This is a genomic window from Pantoea sp. App145 (genome assembly GCF_047947045.1).
Taxonomy (GTDB): Bacteria; Pseudomonadota; Gammaproteobacteria; order Enterobacterales; family Enterobacteriaceae; genus Pantoea.
In genome coordinates, this window is the sequence record NZ_CP133294.1 from 163,693 (window position 1) to 186,945 (window position 23,253).

The window sequence follows — 23,253 nt, forward strand, 5'->3', positions numbered from 1 at the left end:
TAACTATTCGTGGATTAAGAATAATGGATCAACTCAGCCTGTTTCGTCTGTTTATCGCCATTGCTGAACGCGGCAGCCTGGTGGCGGCATCACGGGCGCTGGCCATCGCCCCCTCGGTGGCAACGCTGGGCCTGCAACGTCTGGAAGAGATGCTTGGCGTGGTGCTGGTTATTCGTACCACGCGCCGCTTATCCCTGACGCCGGAAGGGGAACGTTTTCTGGCAGATTGCCGCCGCATCCTGATGGATATCGAGGAGGCGATCGATGCATTATCCGATCGCGGACCATTACGCGGGGAGATTCGGCTGACGGCGACCAATGACTTTGGCCGTAATACCCTGGCACCCTTGATTAATACGTTTATGCAGAGCAACCCGGAAGTCCGTATTGCGCTGTATCTCAGTGACTCGGTGATTGATCTCGCCGAAAGTGGTTATGACATTGGCTTACGCTTAGGATCCTTCGGCAAATCGCGCGCTGACAGGCAGCGACTGATCGCCGGTACGCGCCAGGTGTGTGCGTCCCCTGCATACTGGCGAAAGGCGGGTAAGCCGCAGCATCCGCTGGAACTGGAACAGCATAATTGCATGGTGCTGGCTCGCCCAGATGCCCCGCAATCGATTTGGTACTTCCGCGATGATGACAGGGAATTCGGCGTGCGAGTCAGCGGCGATCGTACAGCCAACGAAGGGGCGACACTGCGCAGCTGGGCCATTGCGGGAGCCGGGGTTATTCTCAAATCCAGCATTGATATTATTGATGATGTTGCACATGGTCGATTAGTCCCGGTGCTAAGCGGCTTTGAACTAGCCGAGGGGCATGACTATAACCTGTATGCCATTACGCCTGCTGGCCGTCGCCAGTCGCGTCGTGTTAAGGCGCTGGTCGATTTTCTGCGGCAACAGCTGGCGACACCTTAACCAGACGGGAATAGACTGAACCTGGATGCGGGCTTATTTTTATCTTGAAAGTAATCGATTACAAAATAATAATATCCGACATCTACCCCACGCTGACATCCCACAACAGGAACCCGTGATCCATGAACCCGGCAACGCTCAATAGCCATCCCGACACTGACCTGCAGTTCCGCAATGTTGTGGTGGACATGGTTGACTGGATTGAGAAAAACCTCGGTGCAGATCTGCAATTGAGAAGGGTGACGAAGAAAAGCGGCTATTCCCACTGGCATTTTCAACGCCGCTTTACCGAGATCAGTGGCTGGAAGCTAGGGGAGTACATCAGGGCACGCCGCCTGGTGAATGCCGCTTATGATCTTGCTTTCACAAGCAAAAGCCTGGCTGAGATTAGCGTTGAGTATGGCTTCAAAAGCCAGAATTCTTTTTCCAGAACATTTATTCGGTTGCTACGCATTAAGCCCAGCGTGGTGCGTAAAGACTTTGCCGGCCATGGCGATGCATTGTGCAAACTGACGCTCCACCTGCGGCCATGCGGAGACTGGTATCGCCAGGCGTATTACCGTAACCAATCAGGCTAATGTCTTTTCCGGGTTGCAGTGCGAAAAGATGGCACGCTGCCTTGCCACCGTTAGCGATATCATCAGTTACACAGACGTTAGCGGTGTGGAGGGGGGGCTGTTAGCAGGCGACTGGCCAGCACATAACCGTCCCTCTCTGTCTGACCCCACCCGTCGGGTGCCTGATCCGGTGATTTGTAAGTATGGCTAACTGCCAGTAATCAATGCCGAAGAAGTAATGTCTGTCCGGACAGTCTTATTTAGTGGATACTGGTAACCGGGTAGAATCACTACGAGGTGAGTGCTCTGTTATAAATGGGAAATATAAATCCCGGCAGGAGATAAATCTGCCAGATAAAGTCTGTCTTCTCATTAGTGATATGAAAAATGCTGCTTGATCATAATTTCTCTGTAAGTAAGTCCATGTTTTTTGCTTGTGATCAGAGTTTTTTATCAAGAATTTCTTTTAATGCCTGATTTTCTAGTGTCAGGGCGGCAAATTTCTGCTTAAGGAGGCGGTTCTCCTCCACAAGTTCTTTTAAATGTATAATATCAATGTATTCCATGCCATCATATCTGGCTTTCCATTCATTATAAGAGGCTTCGGTTATGCCTGCCTCCTGGCATACATCCTGTACTGAGCGTCCGTCCTCCACGGACTTCAGCAGGGCAATAAACTGAAATTCGGTAATTTGATTTTTGGGCATCACACTCTCCTCAGGCAGATATTATCAGTATGGTCAAAAGAGACAAAAGGAATGATTTATAATCATAATTTATCCAATTAACTATCACGAATAATATTATTAGCATTAAATGCTGGGTTGCTAATACTTAAATTGAGTTGCCTTATATAATATGATGATTAAAAAGGGCTTTAGTGTAGATGATTACCAGGAATTAACATCGGCTGAATCGATTTACTGGAAGAGCATCAGATTTCACACGATGCTGAATTTTCTTACCGATACGCCATGATCTGGTTTAAGAATAACCTTAAAAACGTGCATCTTAACTATTGTTTTCTTGTGTTAACGTCCTTGTTCCGTAAAAGAGTGAGTCCCTTTCCTGGCCGGTTTTTGGGCTAAGGTGTTGCTGCACTGGCTCTATTACGTTACATGAATCTTGTAGAAAAACATCTGGTTTGATTCCTAAATTTGATGTTGTAATCTCCGCAATTATATTGGATTAACTATTCTCATCTTACTGATATTCTGCATTATAGGTCTCGTCGGCAGGCGAAGTTAACTGACTAAATTCTCGGTGGAAATTGGGTTTCATTCAGGATTGCACTTCGCAGATACACGATAAAATAAGCTATTTTATAACATTCTCAAGACGTTAATTTCATGACGAAATTACCCATTCGTGCTTAAAATCAAGTATATAAAAAGCATGAATGTGCTGTTTTTTTTACTACGATGAGATTAAAAACTTTTTTGTCTGCGCTGACCGGAATTAAGTGGCTATTTTTAAAAATTATCCAGAGATATCTAAATATTTTTACCCTTCGCTTAAATCAAAAAAATCCTTATCAATTAGCAGGATGTTTGTTGGGTATTGAATTTTGCCTGGCGTCAAACGCCATCAATTTTAAAGCTTGTACTCTTCAAAGGTGTTGTTTTTTATAATTAAACATATGTAAGTGTGAACCTTTTGTTTTTATTAATCATGAATGCTGTCTTCTTTCTTGTTATATGATCAAAGGGTACGATATGAACAAGTGTAAATATACTGAAAGGCAGATCTATTTTACTCTAGAGCAAGTAGAGAAGGGTACTCCAATAAAAGACGTCTGCAACATAATGGGGATTTCTCAGGCAACTTTCTACAACTGGCGGAGCAGATATGGTCCCAGCAGGGTTTCCAGTCATCCTGAAATTGAACGCTTAAAAGAAGAAAACAAAAGGCTTAAGATGATTATTAATGAATTGGAAAATGATAAAAAAATATTACTCTGGGAATTCACCAGAAGAAGATGATCTGTGTGTTGAAAATTGTTCCTTTTGGAACACCTGACAGTAGCTCAGTCCAGAGAGTGTATCCTGGAGTCACCCCGGCCACATCACAATCTGGGCTGAGCATGGAGGTATAGACTTCAATATAGTAGCCTACTGAAAACCGCGTTCGTTTATCTCTTCCTGCCTGCTTAATTACCCCTTACTCGCCTGTGGATACCTTCCCTGGCTACTGATGCTGCTTAAACAGGATACCAGGTCTTATCTCCCTGTATCATTGGTTATGAGGCACCGTCGCCATGGCAATTGTAGACATTTAAAATAAATAAACTTTACAGCAGTAACGACTATAAATCACCCCGGATATGGTCAGTTTTGTTTCTGATATGACATTTAAATCCAGATATACAAGGTGAAATGTTATTTAAATCAATGGGTGGCGGTCTTTTTTTTCCAATATTAAAAAAGGAGGGTGAACGAATCCCTCTGATTTTTTTTTGTGAAAATTATGCATATCTGACTTCACCGGAAGTGCTTTGAATTTTCAAATCACTGGTTTCTATGCTTTCTCCAGAAAAACCCTGACAGGTTTCAACTGACATGAGAGGAATGTCCTATGTTTGTTAAAAAAACACCAATACCAAAAAGGGTAATGGCAGATGCAAGAAACCTGGTTTTTTTCTCCGGTTTAAAAAGGCATTCGTCGGTAGTTTTTGTCTTTATGATGCTGCTATTGATGATGGATGTGCCGTCCGCACTGGCGGTTTATACCAAACCTTTTGGTGAAGATAATGTTCTGTTGGATACAACGCCGCAGCAGCCTTATAAGGCATTTCCAGGTCAGGTTATTCAGCATGTTAAATTCGTATCGCAAAGAGAAGGTTGCATCGTCCTGACGACGAAGTCATATCGTATCCAGGAAAGTATTCAGCAGGGCAGCAGCTGGCAATTTACCCGAAGTTTAGGTATAGGGCCTGTTTTAGACTATGAATACCAAATCTTGCCCACAGAACCCTACACGGCACCCACAAAACCCGGTTTATATAAAATTTCCGTCCCACTTGCGCAGCCGGTAAAAAATTCTGTTTGTCGCGCTGAAGATTCTCCCTCTGAACAGAACTCAAGTTTTGTGCAGGTTAGTACTCCTACAGACAATAATATCCAGCTATCAGTCCGAACCCAGTCACTGAGGTATGATAATGAGACTGATACTTATTTCATTCCATTTAATTATGCCCGCTCATTTAATAATATTCCTTTGCAGGCGGCACTGACAAAAAGTAATGTGGATTATAACCACTTGATAAGTTGTCAGATAAATGGTGATGCCAGTGTGGCTAATGGTACGGCGGGAGGTGACTACCTAACCACCACTAATACTATTGGCTGGCGAGAACTCAATCCTGATCTATTGAAGCCCGGCGTGAATGTGAATATTACCGGCACATGTGTGGTGGCGGGCAGAGGAGGAATGCCAGACAAAACCTATACAATGAACCCAGTTAAATTTCGTCGCGAATCAGCTGGTATGGGTGAGCCAAGATTAGTCATTGATGATCAAGTTAATGGCCACGCTATTTACAAATATGATTTTATTCATACCTATAACCTTCACATTGATACCACTCAAATTAATGCCAATACCACCCCATGGGAGGAGTGTGAGCTTCGTACCAATGAAAGTAGTGGCAGGGCGGTTTATTTGTTTAAAGACAAGACAAATAGTTATCAGGTTAAGTCTACCGACCTTAATTCACCGGGAGACGCAGATAACGAGGTCACAGCCACCGGAACAACGCGAGAATATAACGCCACCTGTTATGTTCACCGTGGTCAATGGGATGAGCAGTCTCAGTATGCGGGAGAAGTGATGTTGACCCGTAACAAACCAAACATGGTGGACCGGTTACAACTGGCCGGTTCTTGTATCAAACCCCTCGACAAATCGGAATACCGCCCCGGAGAAACCGCGACCGTTAAGGTGACCCAGGCATTGTTTGGTGATGCAAAAAACGTTGTGTTAACGATGAATCCCTATGAAGGCTCAAGGGATAATAACCTGTGGAGTACAACAGAATGCCCTAAAAATGGGGACAATGTTAGTGTCAGCAAAATAGGTAATAGCTGTATATCAAACTTTTCCACTAACGGTCATTTAGCCGGGGACTGGAAAATCAAAGCCAGCAATGATGTTTTGTCGCGTAAGGAAGACAGTCTGCGCATGATCGGTTCTAACCATGAGTTAGACAAAAATAGCAAAGACTATGTCGTGGATATGCGGTCAATCACCATTATGCCTGAGGTTACGGTGGCAACGACCGACCCTAAATCGGATCTTCCTGCTGGGATCGTTTATCGTCCCGGAGACAAGGTAAATCTGGAGTTTTCCGCGACGTTAAAAGCTTATACGCCTACTGGTCAGGGCAACTCTCAATTTGTTGGGCAACTATTGGCGCTTAATATCCAGCTGCCGGAACAATTGCTCAAACAGAATCTGGCTCCGGCCATGATTGGAAATAGCAAAGTTGACTTTTCATCAACCTGGGATGGCCATACAAACACCAATATTCTGAAATTAGATGCACCGGTACCCGTTGCTGACGGTACCAGAATGACCATACCCCTCCAGCTCAGAGTGATGACCAGTGAAGAAGCGGAAAAAGCTGATGCTGGCATCCAATTAACGCAGCTTAAAGATCTGAAGAGCCTTTCTTTCACTGCGAAGGTGGGGGGTGTTTCTGCGGATGTGACCAAACAGGCGGAACCGAAGTCCGTTTACCTCAAATTCGGTGCCCCTTTACTGAACGCTGATAACGTCTATGACCTCAGTGTGAATGCGGACAAACCGCTGACGTTTGGTTCGACATCGAGCGATCAAAACCTCCTCGTCACTTTCAAAACTCACTCTTCAGTGAGCCAACCGATCAAAGCGACGGAACTGAGGTTAGCTTTGCCGGATGGGGTCGTGCGCTCTCATCAGGGAGACATTGCGCTGAATTGTGAGAAGCACCCAGGCTGCACGTTTGACATTGATAATGCATGGACCGGAAAAGGGGACAATCCGCTGATTATTCGCTCACTGGAGCTGCAACCCGGTGAAACTTATAGCGTGTCAATTCCTGTTCAGCTGGAAAACAATCATCCCACAGCGATCAAACCTGTAGATCTTGTTATCGGGCAGTCGCCGAGCGTCAAAAATGAGTCACCGGATCGGATTGTGGCGGTAGATAGCGTTGTTCACGGTCATAAAGATGTCAAAGTCGAAACCCGTGGCAAGGTTGAAATCTATGAACTGAATGCCGAGAAGCAGGAAGTGAAAGCAGATGGAATCTCATTTACCGCCCACGTTGCCGTCCTGGGGGTGACGCCGACCGATAAAGTCAATCTCACGGATGGGACTAAAAGCTGGCCGATGACCCTTCAAAGCAGCTGTGAAGCTGAGAAAACGGCCTGTTTTAATGCAGATATTCCCATCCCGGACAATCCCTTTACCTACAAGTTGACGGCGGTCGTCACTGATCAGAATGGCGGGCCTCTGGCATCGACTGATCTCGTCCAACCCCTGGCAGACGACTCTCCTTTCAGCTTCGCGTTGCAATGTAAAGGGGATATCGGCGATGCCGCCCAACAATGCTCGTTGACCTGGGGAGTGGAAACCGCACAGGCACGCGTACCTTACCTGGTGAGCCCCAACTGGATGACGCTGACCTGGCTTAGGGACCACAACAGGATAGACCGTGATCTTTATAAGGATATATCCGACACCATCAGAGACAACGAATATCTCGTGTTCAAGAGAAAAAACGTCAGTGACAGTGGCTGGAGTCCCCTGGTGAAGTTTAGTGGAGCGAAAGTGCCGCTTTTGAACCCGAAAAAATTCTATAGCAAAGACATCGATGTCGAGAGCGTTCTTACCCCGGGGGCTATGTTGCCACGTTATGGTGCGATGCAGTTCTACCTCGACCAGTAATCAGACGGAAAAACCGCTCATTTAACGGCTAATCATAGGATTTCTATCATGACGACGATAACTAAAGAGTATGCAAGTTTCCCGTATGACGTTGCGACGGGGAATGCGCTGACAGCACTCAGTTTTCACTCTATTTACGACATTCTTGCCGTGGATGAAGAGCGTTTTCGTTGCGATTACGATAATGCTCTGGATGGTTGTGCAGCCGCAATTTACAGCCAGGCTAAGACCTTTGCTCCACTGGCAAAAAAATATGCCAGCAGCAATGCCGGTCACGCGTCAGATAACCTTCCTGCTACAGCCACATCACCGTTGGCGTTTTTCTCTCAGGCACCTTTAGTGGGTGCCAGTGGTGCAGAGGCGCGTATTGCTCGTTATCAGGTTCCTCTGTGGGATGTCCTGTTTGGCCGCGACGTGACCCGTTATGCTGAACCTGGCAGCATTCAGTCGCTAGACTCGCCGGTGAGTTATTTGCTGTATCTGGTCAACAGATTGAAAAGGATGAAGGATGGAAGTGCTACGGCGATGGATAGGCTGTTTAGTCGTCGCCCTGACTTAAAAACAATGCTGCTCTCCAATGTCGCGATGAATCAGGTTATTCCGGCCAGCGAATTGGCCGGAGAGATCGTGATGGATGCAACAGCCCCCCTGGTTGCGAAAAGCGATGGGAGTCGTGAAAGCCTATTCACCGCACTTGCGGCCGCCCACTATCCGCTCACGCTGCCGTTTAATGCCGCAGCGGTACGCACCCGTCTTGCCCTGGATGCGCTATCGTTGTCACAGGGGGAGATGTTTGAACAGCTGGCGGAGGGATACCGGCGTGATGTCCCGAAACATGCGGCAGCCCTGGCCTTAAGTGGCATCGATCCACAACTGGCCAAAATGCTGACGGAAGCACTGCCTGCGGAACTGGCACCGGTGACCCTCAGCTTTAAGGTCAATGCCGATAAGGCAATATTGTCAGAACTTGATGATCTTATTGATATGTCTTCATTCTGGCCTGGCCAGTTGTGGACGGACTATCCCAGTATCATCCCATCGGCGTTGACACTGACATCTGCCAGCGGCGGTACCATCAGCAATGCCCAACTGAAACCGGTGATGGATAAAGACGCCAGAACGGTTTCTTTCCAACTCAGTGTGGACGCCGGAAGCGTTGCCGCAGATGTCTACCGCGGTAAGACAACCCTGACATGCACTTTCAATGGCGTGGCTCATCTCCTTGATGTCAGTGTTGTGCTGACAGGGCATGGTGCAACCACCGCTGCGATGCAGAACGCTTTTAAAGTGGAATCGACAGCGATCGCCAATAGCTTCGGAACGGATATTGCTGCGCTGACTGAAGCACAGATGCAGGTACCCGCTGAAATGCTCAGTCAGGCTGCCGGGATCTCCACGGCGGATTTGATCGCGTTATTGAGCGGTGGCGAAGGAGACGTGGGCTCAGCCATGTCCCCCGGCAGTAAGCTGACAGGGCGATCCTGCGGTGCGGCTTATGTTTGGGGAAGTGCTGCCGGTGTCAATGACGCGCTGCCTGGCCAGGTCAGGGAAGGTATGGTCAGCGTCACGCCCTATGTGCTATTGCGATTGCAGAAGTTTATCCGTCTGTTGAATCATACCAATCTTCCTGCGGCCGATCTGGATCTTGTCCTGCAAAGCGCTCTCCAGGCAGAAAAACAAGGGGATATTACTCAGGGGACACTACGCGCTCTGGGTGTCTATCTTCGTTACCGTGATGTTTATGAGATGACGGCGGCGGAGTTTGCCTCTTTTCTCTCAACGATTCCGGCAGCGTCACATAGCGGCGAGGTTTCTCTGTGGCAACAGCGGTTTGCCACTGGCCAGATTACAGTGACTGACAAAGAACTCACTTCCGAGCAGAAGGCACTGATTGCGGCAGCCGGAGCGATAACGGTTGCTGATATTGATGCCCTGATTGCACGTAGTCAGGATAAAAAAGCCAGTGCGGCCAACATTGCCGCGCTGCTGCGTCCGGCCATACTGGCGCCACGTCTTGGACTCAAAGTGGGTGTTTTAATGGGGTTGATTGATGTGATCACCGGCAATGTCAGTGACACTCGCCTGTCATCCCCTACCGTAAAGGCTGACGAGAAGGACAGGGATACGCTGGATCTTTTGCTGCTGCTGGACGAGGTACAGCAATGGCTGGCACAGAGCAAATGGACCGCTGAGGAAGTCGTCGCGCAGGCTGCGAAAGACATGAGTCAGGATGAACAGAAATCAGCAGCTGATCTGTTTAAAGGTAAGACTGTGGCGGACAAAGATGTGCCGCCACTGGCGGCACCGTTCCTGGTTCACGCGTTTAGCCTGCCACCGGCGGTCGCCACCACTATCGCAACATTCCATGCCAAATCGTTTTCGGCACTGTCTGGCAAAGCGGATACTTCCCTGCGTGGTGTTCTGCTGAGTATCAATATTATCAACCGTTATAACCTAAATCAGCAGGCGATTCAGCCGTGGAACAGTGGGGCGATAGGCACCGATGAGCACCTGACATTTTGGGATCAGTTACTGACAATGAGTGACTATGCCTGGCTGGCGGCGAGCGATGATCCCGCGACACCGGCTATCATCACCACGTTGTATGCAGCGACATGGAAGGGGCGGCTGGCAACGATTTATGCCGCAGAGATGGCCGCAGTGAATGAAATTCTGACGGTGGAAAACTACAGCTCAAACCAGCATGCCTTGCTGGCGCGCCGTGTGGCCTGGGCGGCAAAAACGGGCTGGTCGCTGACCGATATCAACCACATCATCAAAATGGGACCAACGCTCACCGACGCCGACGCCCAGGCGCTTAGTCTGCGCGTCGGCCCGACAGACGCCACGGCGCGCCAGACGATAAGTGATCGCTACTGTGAAGCGCGTAACCAGGCCGTACTGACCTACTATCAGGCGCTATGCCGTCAGCATTTTATCGACACCGAAGGTCTGCGGGGTGAGCAAGCGTTTAACGAGCATTTGCCAGATGCAACCGATGTGGCCGGGCAGCTGCTTTCTGATATCAAAATGAGCGCTAAAGTAACCACCAGCCGCGTGACAGAGGCTATCGCGGCGGTGCAGGCTTTTATCCAGCGTATTGTGGAAGGACTTGAGGCGGGATTGCAGTTTAATGCTGGTGAGTTGCTGCGCTGGCAGGAGACCGACGCGAAATACGCCATCTGGGCGGCCAATGTCCAGCTGCACTGGCATCCGGATCAATACATTATTCCAGCGGCCCGGTTAAATAAAACGCCAGCCTTCAGGGTATTTGAAAATAGTTTGTCGCAATCCCGACTGGATGAAGAACAGATTGAGACGGCGTTGACCGGATACCTGAGTGAACTCGAACAAACGGTGAATCTCGATATCGTTGGTGGCTTCCAGGACGGCATGGATGCAGATACCAGCCCGTTGTATTTCCTGGGCCGTACCAAAAAAGCGCCTTATGACTATTGGTATCGTCGCTGGGGTAACAATGACGCAGGCGTCCGTGTCTGGAGCGCCTGGCAGAAAATCACCCTGCCGATGCAGCAGAATGTCATGTTGAAAGCGCCCTGGAAACCTGCGGGCTGGGACACTGCCTGGTGTACAACGCTTAACAAGGAAGCTCCGGATGTAAAAGACTTTTTGCCGGTACAGGCACGTCTGGTGATGCTCAATAGCCGCCTTTATTTCATCTGGGCAAGTATCAGAGCGGTGACGGAGACTGTCAGCACCAATCCCGCAGGTAATGATCCGCTTCCGATAGATAAAAAACAACAGGCCACCCCTTACGATGCCAATAGCTATACCGCGCCCGTTAAAAAGTATTACCACGTTATTTCTGCTGTACACCGCAAACTGGATGGAGGATGGAGTGAGCCGGTAGACATTTATCAGGATTATGCCGTCGAGGAGTCGAAGATCGATCCTGCTGCCCATCTTAATGCGTTTGTGATCCCTGAAGGCGCCGCAAAGTTTGATGGCATGGTGAGTAATGTGCAAATCCCGGCGGGAGATTTACTGATGGTTTCCCTGCTGAGATTACCGCTTGCGGTGGAGCCAGAACTGGATAAGGTGACCACCTACTTATTGTTTGATGCTTTCCTGAATGACGTCTCCTCGCGTGACGACAAAACCCCGTGGCTTAAAAACAGTGCGGCCAGCCCTGAGTCGGGTGTGAACTACAAAGAAACAAAGGATAAGTTACTGCATGACTACATTGCCAGACTGAACAAAGACTCGTATCTCTGGCTGAAGCAGGCTCAGCCGAATATGCCAGATCAGATCTGTGGCAATGAACTGTATGTGTCTACGCGGGTGATGACTCCCTGTGTACCTTATTCCTGGCTGTTCACTGAGCGGCATATGATCAGCCGGGGTGAGGCGGTGTTTGGCAATGCAGTGGGACTGACGCTGCAAGTTGAAAGTGCCGGCCAGATTGGGATGAGTTCATACGGTGTGCGCTCTGTCGTTACCCTGACAGACAAGCAGCTGGGCGCTATCCCCTCTGGTTTTAAACTGGTGCATTTCCTGATCTATCAGGGCGTATCCCGCTACAGTCGGGTTCAGTCCACGTCTGATGCCCTGGTGGTATTCGGCGTCTATAACGGCCAGCTGACCAGCAAAGGCGATGTACGCCACGGTCTGATTCTGGTCAGCGTGGATGCCAGTAATGTGGTTGATTTTGACGGTTCAAAAGATGCGCTGGTGGAAAGCGGCGAACTGAGCGTTTCCAATGCCGAAGTTCAGCAAGATGCGGCGGAGATTCGTGAAAATATTCGCGGGGTGCAGTTCCTGGTTACCCGTCATCCCAATAGCATTGATGCAGGGAGTAACACAAACCGCACGATTCATGGCAACGGCGATCCGCTGATTGGTCAAAAGGTTATCGCGATCCCCGGCGTGTCATTCATGTTGCTGGTGGGGAATACGGATGCGATTGGGGCGAAACTCAATGAACTGGAAAACTGGAGTGATGATGCCTTCACCTCAGACAACGATGGGCGCCGTGCTATCTGGACCTGGGATCTGCAACCGAAGGACGTTGCAACCCTACAGTTAATTACGCGGATAGACAAACCAACAAAACTGAACGTGGGCTATCTCGCTAATAGCGCCAATGTCAGCTTTTGGCAGGGTACATCCAGACTTGCAGGCGCCAGTAGCGTTGACAAAGATAAACCCTTATTTATTGCCACGCAGATTGTTGTATCGGATGAAGATAAAGCGGCAACGTCTTCTTTCACTAAGACCCTGTTACAGCCAAATGCCGATATGGTGGGTTTTAGCGAGATGACCTTCCGTTTCCGGGTTGGTGAAGGAACGGCGAAAAACCCGACGCTGAGGAAAGGCATTAACCTGCGTATTCTGGGTAAAGATCAGCTAATAAACCAGGGGGCAGATCTGATGACGGCCGCAGACTGGGGCTGGCTGAAACCCAATTTTTATGCGGAGGATAACCAGCTAGTACTGGATCGCAAATACCAGCTGCTTTCTACGGAGCCGCAGTATTTTGTGATGAAAATTGCCGTACCGGCAGAAGCCGAGCGTAATATCCGCGTCGATATCAACAATAAGCGTGTCTTCGCACTTTCCCTGGCGCTGAAAACTTCGGTAAAGGTTGAAGATATTAAAGTGTATGCCATGGGGACCGACATAACCAAGCCGGCAACCCTGGTAGTGTTGAATAGTGCCGGGGCGGGTTTTAGCCTGAGTAATGGTACGGTGATGCTGGATGCGCCAGATGAGGCGTCACTGAAAACGTATATTGCCAGCTACAGTTATTTCTTTATCGCCATTCCCTGGGCAGTGAGCTCCATGACGGAGATTGCGAGAACAGGACTGCAATTTATTTATGATCCTCTGATGAAAGGCGAGACACCTTTCATCGGTAAGATCGGTATCGATGTTCCGGCCCTGTCACGGCTCATTATTCAATCGAGCTGCTTCCCCGAACGGATTAACGTTGGGGATATTGCCACTATTCGTATTGAGATTAATCCAAACGGTGAGGCGCTGGATAAAGATAAAAATAGCAAGCTGGTTATCCAGCTGGATAAGTCTTTCCAGCTTGAGGAAAATGGCATTATCGCCTCGGCTAAACTGCAACGCGATCCGGTCCTCGGCATTCTGATTTTTACCGAGCTGCCAGCAGGGCCGTTGAGTTTTGTTATTCCTGTCCGGGCGCTTAATGTTGCGAACCCGAATCTGCCGCTGGCGACCATTCAAATGAAAAGCCAGGGATCTTCAATGCAGGCGGTATTGAAGCAGCCGGTGGTGGATAATGGGCTGCTTGAGGCCTGTCTGGATTTGCGCTATGGCGCTGACGTTAAAACACTGGCACAGACGGGATCATGGCAATCCATCACCCTTAATGAGCTGAAATCGCCTTATCTGCTCGCAGCCATTACCGTTACCGCGGGGAGTTCGGCGCAGGATCTTATCGCCTCATTACTGCTTCCGGCGGGGATCGTCATTGAGAAGGACCCGACGAAGCTCAATGCTCTCACGGCAGCGCTTACCCTGCCCGGTGAAACTCTGCTGAAGTCGCCCGTTGATATGGATGGCAAAAGTGACACATCCGTTGACTTCCCGTGCCAGCTGCCAATGGGAAACACGGTGATTCTGCTCATTCCACTGAAAGTGACGGCGTCAGATCAGGCCTTCATCGGACAGTTGCGGGCATCGCTGCGCACCTTGCAGAATCCGCAACCGATCTGGACCGAACAGGCGGCGGCATTTATTCAGACGGTTAATAAAGGCGCGCTGTCGATTTCATCTATCTGGGAGAGTGAGGGATTAACCATCCAGGTTGGTGATACATTGACATTGCAATTGATGGTTAAAGCCACTGACGACTCGAAGGGCAATGCGGTAACACTGCAACTGGGGCAGGGCTATTCGTGGCAATCGGGCAGCCCGGTGGAAGTCAGAGCGAAGGGGAATGTCACCCATGTCGTGCCGACTTATGATGCGGCAAAAGCCACCCTGACCCTGTCGGCCGCTGCTCTCAATGTCGATCTGAATAAAGACGAGAGTATGACCCTGCGCTTTCAGATTCTTGCAAAAGCGGATGTTGCCAGAACAGAAAGCAACAACGTCACTCACTTTGTGGTGACGAACAGCAAAGGGGAGACAGCGCAAACCCACGATCTGCCCCTGCCGACGCCACAACTGCAAGGCTGCCACATCACGGCACGGCTGTATAACCAGGGAAGTGACACGCCTCTTGATGAAAACACGGTACTCATCAAAGGCACCACTTATGACTGCCGTATTTCTGTGTCAATGCGCGCTGAAGATATTGCCCGGCAAACGCGCGCACCCAGTGTGGCGCTGGCCACAGGGGCACTTGCCACCGTGATAAGACTCCAGGTGACACCGGACAAGACGATATTTCAGGCGTTTACTCCGTCTGTAGAGATTAAGTATCAGGGGATTCAACCGCTTTCAGATGCAGATAAGGACAAACTGGGGAGCAGTGATAGCGTTAAAAACACGTTAGGCGGGATACTGAAAGTCTCTCTGGCTGCGTTCGAAGGTCAGGATTTTTCCGGAACCATGACGGTGCCGGTAACGGTCAGCGGCCAGATTGGTGCCAGCGTTAACGGCATCACGGTGATGGCAATACTCCCGGAGTTAACAGCACCCACGGCTCGCAGTTGGCTGACGAATATTAATGGCCCATCAGCCGTGATTAAATTAACCAGCTGGGATCCCGGTAATGCGCCATTCCAGAATCTGCATTTTACTCACGGTGGAGACAACACCTTTAGTGATCCGATTAACCTGCCGACCACACCTTTGCTGGATGATGATGATGCGAAGAAAGTCTCAACGCTACCGCGCCTGGTCCGACTGAATTCACATTTTGCCGCAGAGTTGGTGCGAACTGCCGGAAGGGATGTGCGCGTCCTCTTCAAACCCACCACTCAGGATTACCCATTACCCCCGATGGAGGCGAACGGCAAACCGGATGCCGTTGAGCAGGATGTGGCTAACCTGGTGTATTTTTGGGAGCTGTTCTTCCATGTGCCGTTGCTGGTATCCCAGCGGCTTAATGAAGAAGGGCGGTTTGATGAAGCACAAAGCTGGCTGAAACATCTGTTTGAGCCTTTCCCACCCCGGGAAAATGGGCAACTGCCTTCCCCGTGGAAATGTCGCCTGCTGACGTCCCGTTTCAGCTACGTCTCTGTTGATACCCTTGACGGGGTGGCTGACCCAGACCTGATCGCCAGCGTGCAACCCATTTATTATCAGAGGGCGGTGTTCTTCGCCTATGTGAAAAACATTCTGGATCAGGGAGATAGTCAGTTCCGTGCGCTAACACGTGACGGCTTTAACAGTGCGCATCAAAGTTACTTGTTGGCTGCCAGATTGCTCGGTGCTGAAGATGATGACAGCGTTCCACAGGTCTGGGTACCAGAGGCAGTCGAGGAAGCGGTGCCGGATTATGTTAAGGCATTGATGCAACTGGATGATACGCGCTTCTTTATACCACGCAGCAATTTGCATAATCGTTTGTTTAAACAGCTCCAGCAGCGTCTGTTTAACCTGCGCAACGGACTGACGCTGGATGGTAAACCACTGAGCCTCCCTCTGTATGATTCCCCGCTGGATCCGACGCAACTGCATGTTAGCCGTGGGCTGCAACAGGACAAAGGGACGGAGCTGAAAGCGGGTCAATTCACCACTTTCCGCTACAACGTGCTTTATCCCCGCGCCAGTGCCGCTGTCGATGTGTTGATCCAGTTTGGTAATCAGTTGCTGGCAGCCACCGAACGTCAGGAAGAGATGGGATATCAGACCTTGTTGTGTAAACAGCAGAAGTTGATGGCGAAATTTGTGTTTGATAGCCAGAAAGACGCACTCAGCCTCAACCAGGCGGCGCGGGTGGGGTTAGAAGCCGCGCTTAACGGTGCCAAAGCCCGGCAAAACACGCTTCAGGCATGGATCGATACCGATATCACTTCTGCGGAGAATAACGCGTTAGCTCAGCGTAGCCTGGTGCGTCAGTTAAATATTTCCGGCTCATCATTACTGGCTACCGGAGCGGCATTAGATGTGATTCCCAACATCTTCGGGCTGGCAGACGGGGGAGCCCGTCCGGCAGCGATTCCTAATGCGGTTGGGATGTCGATCCAGACGGCCGCTGAGTCACAGATGAGTGATGCCCTGACAACGGAGATTCGGGCATCTTATGCCCGTCGGATTGAAGAGTGGCAAATGCAGAAGCTGGCTGTTGATGCCGAAGTGACACAGCTTGAAGCCCAGTTGCGTGCGGATACGCTGCAGGCGCAGATCTATCAGCGTCAGTTGGATCAGACGGTAGAACAAATCCAGCAATTTGATGACCAGTTACAGTTTATGCAGACCCGCTTCACGCGCGCGGCACTTTACCAATGGCTGAGTGCACAGGTTTCGAGCCTCTATTATCAGGCTTACGATGTGGCGACTTCATTATGTTTGATGGCGCAGACTGCCTGGCAATATGAGACCGGTGCTTACGATAAAACTCCCGACTTTTTTACCGGCGTTAGCTGGATGAGTTACCAGAAAGGATTGACCTCAGGTGAACAATTGCGGCTGGGTCTGATGAAAATGGAGCAGGCTTATCTGACACGCTCTGAGCGCAGTCTGGAGTTGCGTCATACCTTTTCGGTGAAAGGTGCCCTGGGCGCAGCATGGGACACAACCCTGCAAGGGCGTGATAAAGAGATAAATCATATGTTCGCCATCCCCTTCATTGTCTCGGAAAAAGCATTGGCGCAGCGCTATCCCAATCTCTACCAGCGCCAGGTTGTCGCGGTCACCGTGACATTGCCGTGCGTGGTGGGACCGCTGGAGGACATTTGCGCCATCCTGGTGCAGAAATCGGGCTTCTTCACGACCAGCGCCGATGACAATGCAACTGCAGCGTTGGCACTCATAAACTCACCTGATTTCAAGGGATTGGAGGGTAAGGAGAGTGTCATGTCCCTGAAAGGAGGATCATCACAGATTGCGCTGTCAACGGGACTCGATGATGCCGGAGCCTTCGTCATGAATTTCAATGATGAACGGCTGTTGCCGTTTGAAGGTAATGGTCTCGTCGGCGAGTGGGAACTTCAGTTCCCGCGACCAACCAGCTCTGAACAGCAACGCATTCTCCAGTCTCTGACCGATGTGATTGTGACGTTCCACTATCGTGCACGTGATGCGGGCCTCGCCAGTAAATACACAGCCACCGTGCTCAGCGCTATCTAGTCATAAGGAGCCAGATCATGAGAACCAATACGATCTCTTTGCTGATACGGAAACAGCCAACCGTTTCGTTAACACTGGTCGCTCTGGCGATCGGATTCTCCGCCGGGGCATGGGGAAAACCGACGAAACCTGCCACCGTGAACAATGACAACTTTGTGTTGCAGCAGCGTACCATTGCGCCGATATCGCCGCTCAATCGGATACTGACAGCGGATTTCTCGCTGAAAACCAGTCAGAGTTTTAACGGGCAGAAAATGGTCTATGTGCGAATATGTGGCGATGTCAGTGATGCCGATCCGCATACGCTGGCACAACGCTTTTACCCGGCAGCCGAGAATGACGTGCCGGTAGCTCAGGCGGTAGCGTTGACACTTAAACCAAACGTCGATTATCGGATATTGGTCCCCATGGCCTATGACGAAGCCATTGATAAGGCTGTCGATAAAAAAATTGGTTTGTCAGTGAGTCTTACGCCCCTGAAGCAGGCGGCAACGGATTGCAGCAGTACTGCCGATGTGCTTTCTATCGCGCAAAACGTGAAAGTGCTGCCGTTGAGTGAGGTCACGCCGGTTATTCGGCCCCTGGACTGGAAGTTACAAACGATACAAACCGCCCCCAGTAATTTTTCAGCCGTGGTCGATGTGCTCGGGGCAACCTCTGGCGATAAAGTCAGCTGGACCTCGCAAGAGGGAGATGAACCAGCACATGATCAAGCGCTGGTCGCGGTTGGCGATATCACCAGCAGTGAAGTGCCTGTAGCCGGAAAAATGCTTCCTGCTGAGGTTATTGGCAAGCGATACCAGAGTGGGGTGGTTTCACCGACCCGTATGGATTACAGCGCCAAAGTGACGGTGAAAGCGGGTGATACGATCCGGGAAACGCAATATGTGGTGGGGGGGAGTGACAGCCCGCCGATGGTCTCCTACAAATGTGATCAGGATTCCCCCACGCAGTGCGTCATTACCTGGGGGGCAACGGTCCCCTACGTGAATGAGCATGGCAGTCTGGGAATTAATACCACCACGGGCTGGTTGTCCCTGTCAAAAGTGCCGCCGCCTGACATCTACGCCATTCAACCCACCAGCCACTGGCAGCAGCCGAGTTGGTTTCCGACGGAAAAAGAATTTAAGGGCCAGCAAGCCACGGGTAATACGGGAGCGTATATGGGGGCCGGCAGCTCCCTGTTCTCGGATGGCATCATGCCGCATCAGGGGTCTTTTACCCTGAATTTTGAACCATTGCCGTAATCCGTCGGGAGAGCACAATGGACAATATCTCTGTAAACGAAAAAGTCTCCGCACCTTCAGCGCTAGCCTTGCCTAAAGGCGGTGGCGCGATTCAGGGAATGGGGCAAGTGCTATCGCCAGCAGGCAGTCGGGGATTGAGCGAGCTGAATTTCCCCCTGCCGCTTACCCCGGGCCGTGGTTATGCTCCGCCCCTTTCACTGCATTACAGCAGCAGTGACGGAAATGGTGTTTTTGGTCTGGGATGTCATGTAAGTGTTATGCGTGTGGTAAGACAAACGCGCTATGGCGTACCGCAATATACTCAGGATGATACTTTCCTCGGGCCAGATGGCGAAGAACTGGTCGCGGAACGTGATACTACGGGCAAGATTATCATCCGCGAGTGTGAAAGTTACGGCAATCAGAAGTTAGCGGGAACTTACACCGTCACCCGTTATTTTCCCAGTGTTGAGGGGAGTTTCCATCGTATTGAACACTGGGCGCTGGCAAACGATCCAGGATTCTGGCTGATTCATGACGCTGACGGCGATTTACATTGCCTGGGGAAAGATGCCAGTGCACGCCTCGCGGACCCAGCCAATCCACAACATGTGGCTGAATGGTGGGTGCAGGAGTCACTGGCACCCACAGGGCATCAGATTTGCTATCAATATCGTTCGGGCTGTCTGAGTGCGGCACTGGATAAGGTGTTTTATGGCAATGTCGATGCCACAGATAGGTTGGCGGCATGGCAGAACCTGTCTGTCGATCCGGGGAAATGGCTTTTTACCGTTATTTTTGATTATGGCGAACGTGGCACCGATTTTAATAAGGCTCCGACTTATGATGCTGAGCGTAATACCGCACCACTGCGCAAAGACCCGCTGGTATTTTATGAATATGGATTTGCTCGAGAAATAAACGTCCTGTGCCGCCAGGTATTAATGTTTCATCGGTTTAAGGAGCTAAATAACGGAGCGCCTGCGCTCATCAGTCGTTTCCTGCCGGAATATGATGAGTCCCCCATGCTGACACGCCTGGTGAGTGTCCGTACGGTGGGTTACGATCAGCAAGGTAAGGCGCTTTCTATGCCACCGGTGGATCTGGAGTACACCCCTTTCCCGACATCACTGGCGGTGGAAAACTGGCGACCGCTGGAAGCGCTGGTGGCGATAAGAGATGGGCAAGATTATCAACTGGTGGATCTCTACGGGGAGGGACTGCCGGGGCTGCTCTTTCGTGACGGTGGCGGCTGGTATTATCGCGCCCCGCAACGGGGGGAAGCTGAGAACAGCATCATTTATGGTCCAATGCAGTCGTTGCCTGTCAGCCCCTCTTTTAAACGCAGTGAGATGGCCCTGATGGACCTGAACGGCGATGGCAAACTGGATTGGATTGTCCAGCGTCCGGAGTTGGCAGGCTATTTCACGCTGGGAAAAGATCGGCACTGGTCAAACTTTATCCCCTTCCATGACTGGCCTTCAGAATTTATGTCAGTGCACGCGCAACTTGCGGATTTGCTGGGTGCCGGATTGTACGATCTGGCGCTGATTGGCCCCAAAAGCGTACGCCTTTACATCAATCAACGCGAAGGTTTTGCTGCTCCGCAAACTGTCATTCAGGATCCGGCCATCACCTTACCGGTCGCTGGCCGCGATGTCACCGAGCTGGTCGCTTTCAGTGATGTTTTGGGATCAGGACAACAACATCTTATTAGCGTTCGTCATGACAGCGTGACCTGCTGGCCAAACCTTGGCAGAGGGCATTTCGCTGCGCCGCGGACCCTCAAAGGGTTAACGCTCGATAGCAATACGTTTAATCCTTCTCAGCTCTACCTGGCGGATGTTGATGGTAGCGGGGCGGTGGATATTTTATATGCCGAAGCGGATCGTTTATTAATCTTTCGTAACCAGTCGGGACAATCTTTTGCCGCACCGCTGATTTTGCCATTGCCGCAGGGGGTGCATTATGACCGGCTTTGTCAGTTAAGCTGTGTTGGTCTGGAAGGCAATGGTACTACTACCCTGGTGTTAACTGTTCCTCATATGGCGGTGCAGCACTGGTGTTATACCTTCGCAGAGCAAAAACCTTATCTGCTCAGTGGCATCAACAGCAATATGGGTATCGACATACAGCTGAAGTACCGCAGTTCGGCTCAGGCCTGGCTTGACGAGAAAAAAGAACATCCTGAAGCTGAATGCCATCTACCGTTCCCGGTGCAATTACTTAGTAGCATCGAAACACGTGATGAAATCACCGGCAACCTATTGACGCAGCGATTTAATTTTCGCGGTGGTTATTATGATGGTGTGATGCGTGAACTGCGAGGCTTCCGCCTGGTTGAAAGCAGGGATACAGACGAGAACGCCCAGGGTACCACGGGCACAACCCGTGTTTGCAGTGCGTCACTGACACGCACCTGGTACCACACCGGTCGTGAAAATGATGAAGACATCACGTCAGAGGCGCCCGCGTTATGGATGCCCTGGCAACCGGGTAAAACCCGGCTGACCATGCCGGAAAGCGAAACCCAGTATGACGCAGACTGGACGGCGGGGGCCGGGCAGGCGTTAGTGACACAACGGTTGCACCGGGCATTGCAGGGGCAAATGTTACGCCAGGAAGTTTATGGCCTGGATGATTCGCCGCAGAGTCACATTCCTTATTACGTGACGCTGTCACGATATCAGGTGCGTTTGCTACAAGCGGCATACAGTGACCAGGAGCCGGTTGTACTGCCATTGCTGATCGAAACTCTGGGTTATTACTACGAACGGGTTGCCGCAGATCCAAGAATTTCCCATCAGGTACAACTGAAGTTTGATGCTTTCGGTCATGTTGTGCATAGCGTTGATATCGCTTATCCGCGGCGTGCAAGAGCAGAACTCTCTGCCTGGCCGACAACTCTGCCTGAGGGAGGGTTTGATGCCACTTTTGACGATCAGCAGACACGGGTCAGTATCTATGAAACCCGTAGTCAGGCTCGACACCTTACAGACCCGCAGGCATGGTGCATAGGATTGCCTGAGTTGTCCCGTCAGAATGCCTTGCAGTACCCGGCATCAGTGATTCCTGTGGGAGGGTTTAGCCAGCAGCGCCTGCTCCAGGCGGACAGTGTGCTGAGCGCTGATAAACCCAGGGTCTTCGCTGGCCAAACACGCATTGTTTACGCTGACCATTTCCCTCCTGTTGCCGGATTGATCGACTATACCGAAAGCGCTGAACTGGATGAGTCATGTCTCAAGGCTTTTGACGGTGTTTTAACGCGCGACGAGTTAGAAAAAAAACTGCTGGAAGCAGGTTATCTCCAGGTTGAAAAGCAACTGGGACCTCAAGCGGAATCTGACAAAATCTGGGTGGCTCGACGGGGATACACGCCCTCCCGATACGATCTCAACGGTTTTTATTTACCGACCTCAACGCGCCCAACGTTGCTGGTGGGTGCTACGGAGATGAACTGGGATAGCTATTTCTGCGTAGTGATAAGCGTAACGGACGCGGCCAAACTGGTGACTTCCGCTAAGTATGACTATCGGTTCATGTCTCCCTGGCAGGTAACGGATATCAACAATAATAACGCGGAGGTTTTGTTCGATGCACTGGGACGCGTCGTGGCGACCAGCTTTTATGGTACTGAAGAGGGGAAAGCGACCGGTTTTAAACCGGTAAGTACCTTTACAGTTCCGACTGAAACCTTAGCCCAACTACTCGATAAACCCGATGATAAACAGGACGTTGCCTGTTATATCCTGACTGAGCCGTTTAGCTGGATGGGAAAACTGGAACCGTCCGGATTTGAAACCAGTGAGTGGCGCAGCCTGCTTGAGCAGCGATTGCTCACCCCGGAAGGTTATATTCGCAAAGCCGCGCGTATCCGGGCGGCTGCAACCGGGTTGAATAAACAGACAGCGGAGAAGATCCAGGCAACGGAACAAATCCCGATTCATGGGGCGATTTTCACCGCAGACCAATATCCGGATCGGCCACAGCAGGTTCGCATCGGCGTCGCCTTTTATGATGGATTTTCCCGGACGTTGCAAACTTCACAGCGGCATCCAGCGGGTGAAGCCTGGCTGCGGGATAACAATGGCGCACTCAAAGTCGCTGACGGAAAATTAGTTACGGACAGCAGCAATAACCGTTGGGCAATATCCGGGCGCGTGGAATACAACAATAAAGGGCTGCCTGTCCGTGTGTATCAACCTTATTTTGTTGATAACTGGCGTTACGTTAAAGACGAGTCGTTGCTGGTTCATGGTTATGCTGATACGCATTTTTACGACCCACCAGGGCGTGAAGTGAAAGTATTAACGGCGAAAGGATACTTGCGCAGGCAGGGATATTATCCGTGGTTTACCGTGTCAGAAGATGAAAATGACACGCTGGAATAAA

General features: G+C 50.5%; 7 protein-coding genes and 1 pseudogene. 7 read left to right on the forward strand and 1 reads right to left on the reverse strand.

Annotated elements, in window-relative coordinates:
• Positions 1-23 precede the first annotated feature (23 nt).
• Both RCF31_RS27400 and RCF31_RS27405 read left to right on the forward strand, forming a co-directional pair.
• Positions 24-920, forward strand: a complete 897-nt coding sequence (locus RCF31_RS27400; protein ID WP_416414826.1) for a LysR family transcriptional regulator — start codon at positions 24-26, stop codon at positions 918-920.
• Between the two features lie 122 nt (positions 921-1,042).
• Entirely contained in the window at positions 1,043-1,498 is a 456-nt protein-coding gene (locus RCF31_RS27405; RefSeq protein WP_416414827.1) for a helix-turn-helix domain-containing protein, read from the forward strand.
• 425 nt (positions 1,499-1,923) lie between these two features.
• Here the strand turns inward: RCF31_RS27405 and RCF31_RS27410 are convergent.
• Positions 1,924-2,184, reverse strand: a pseudogene (locus RCF31_RS27410) (transposase); the annotation flags it as partial.
• Positions 2,185-3,192: 1,008 nt separating this feature from the next.
• On the opposite strand from RCF31_RS27410, the gene RCF31_RS27415 reads away from it, so the two are divergent.
• From RCF31_RS27415 to RCF31_RS27435, 5 genes are all read left to right on the forward strand, one after another.
• A complete protein-coding gene (locus RCF31_RS27415; RefSeq protein ID WP_416414828.1) occupies positions 3,193-3,459 on the forward strand; it encodes a transposase in 267 nt (88 codons plus the stop codon).
• Between the two features lie 592 nt (positions 3,460-4,051).
• Positions 4,052-7,405: a hypothetical protein gene (locus RCF31_RS27420; protein WP_416414829.1), complete on the forward strand. Its 3,354-nt coding sequence runs from the start codon at positions 4,052-4,054 to the stop codon at positions 7,403-7,405.
• Positions 7,406-7,453: 48 nt separating this feature from the next.
• Positions 7,454-17,635 (forward strand): Tc toxin subunit A, encoded by a 10,182-nt coding sequence (locus RCF31_RS27425; protein ID WP_416414830.1) that lies wholly within the window; start codon positions 7,454-7,456, stop codon positions 17,633-17,635.
• 17 nt (positions 17,636-17,652) lie between these two features.
• Positions 17,653-18,882, forward strand: a complete 1,230-nt coding sequence (locus RCF31_RS27430) for a hypothetical protein (protein ID WP_416414831.1) — start codon at positions 17,653-17,655, stop codon at positions 18,880-18,882.
• 17 nt (positions 18,883-18,899) lie between these two features.
• Positions 18,900-23,252: a SpvB/TcaC N-terminal domain-containing protein gene (locus RCF31_RS27435; protein ID WP_416414832.1), complete on the forward strand. Its 4,353-nt coding sequence runs from the start codon at positions 18,900-18,902 to the stop codon at positions 23,250-23,252.
• Position 23,253: the final 1 nt, after the last annotated feature.

Excerpts from the sequence above, each read along its gene's own strand:
- RCF31_RS27425 (WP_416414830.1), top strand. The coding sequence starts at position 7,454 with ATGACGACGATAACTAAAGAGTATGCAAGTTTCCCGTATGACGTTGCG.
- RCF31_RS27415 (WP_416414828.1), top strand. The coding sequence starts at position 3,193 with ATGAACAAGTGTAAATATACTGAAAGGCAGATCTATTTTACTCTAGAG.
- RCF31_RS27430 (WP_416414831.1), top strand. The coding sequence starts at position 17,653 with ATGAGAACCAATACGATCTCTTTGCTGATACGGAAACAGCCAACCGTT.
- RCF31_RS27420 (WP_416414829.1), top strand. The coding sequence starts at position 4,052 with ATGTTTGTTAAAAAAACACCAATACCAAAAAGGGTAATGGCAGATGCA.
- RCF31_RS27435 (WP_416414832.1), top strand. The coding sequence starts at position 18,900 with ATGGACAATATCTCTGTAAACGAAAAAGTCTCCGCACCTTCAGCGCTA.
- RCF31_RS27400 (WP_416414826.1), top strand. The coding sequence starts at position 24 with ATGGATCAACTCAGCCTGTTTCGTCTGTTTATCGCCATTGCTGAACGC.
- RCF31_RS27405 (WP_416414827.1), top strand. The coding sequence starts at position 1,043 with ATGAACCCGGCAACGCTCAATAGCCATCCCGACACTGACCTGCAGTTC.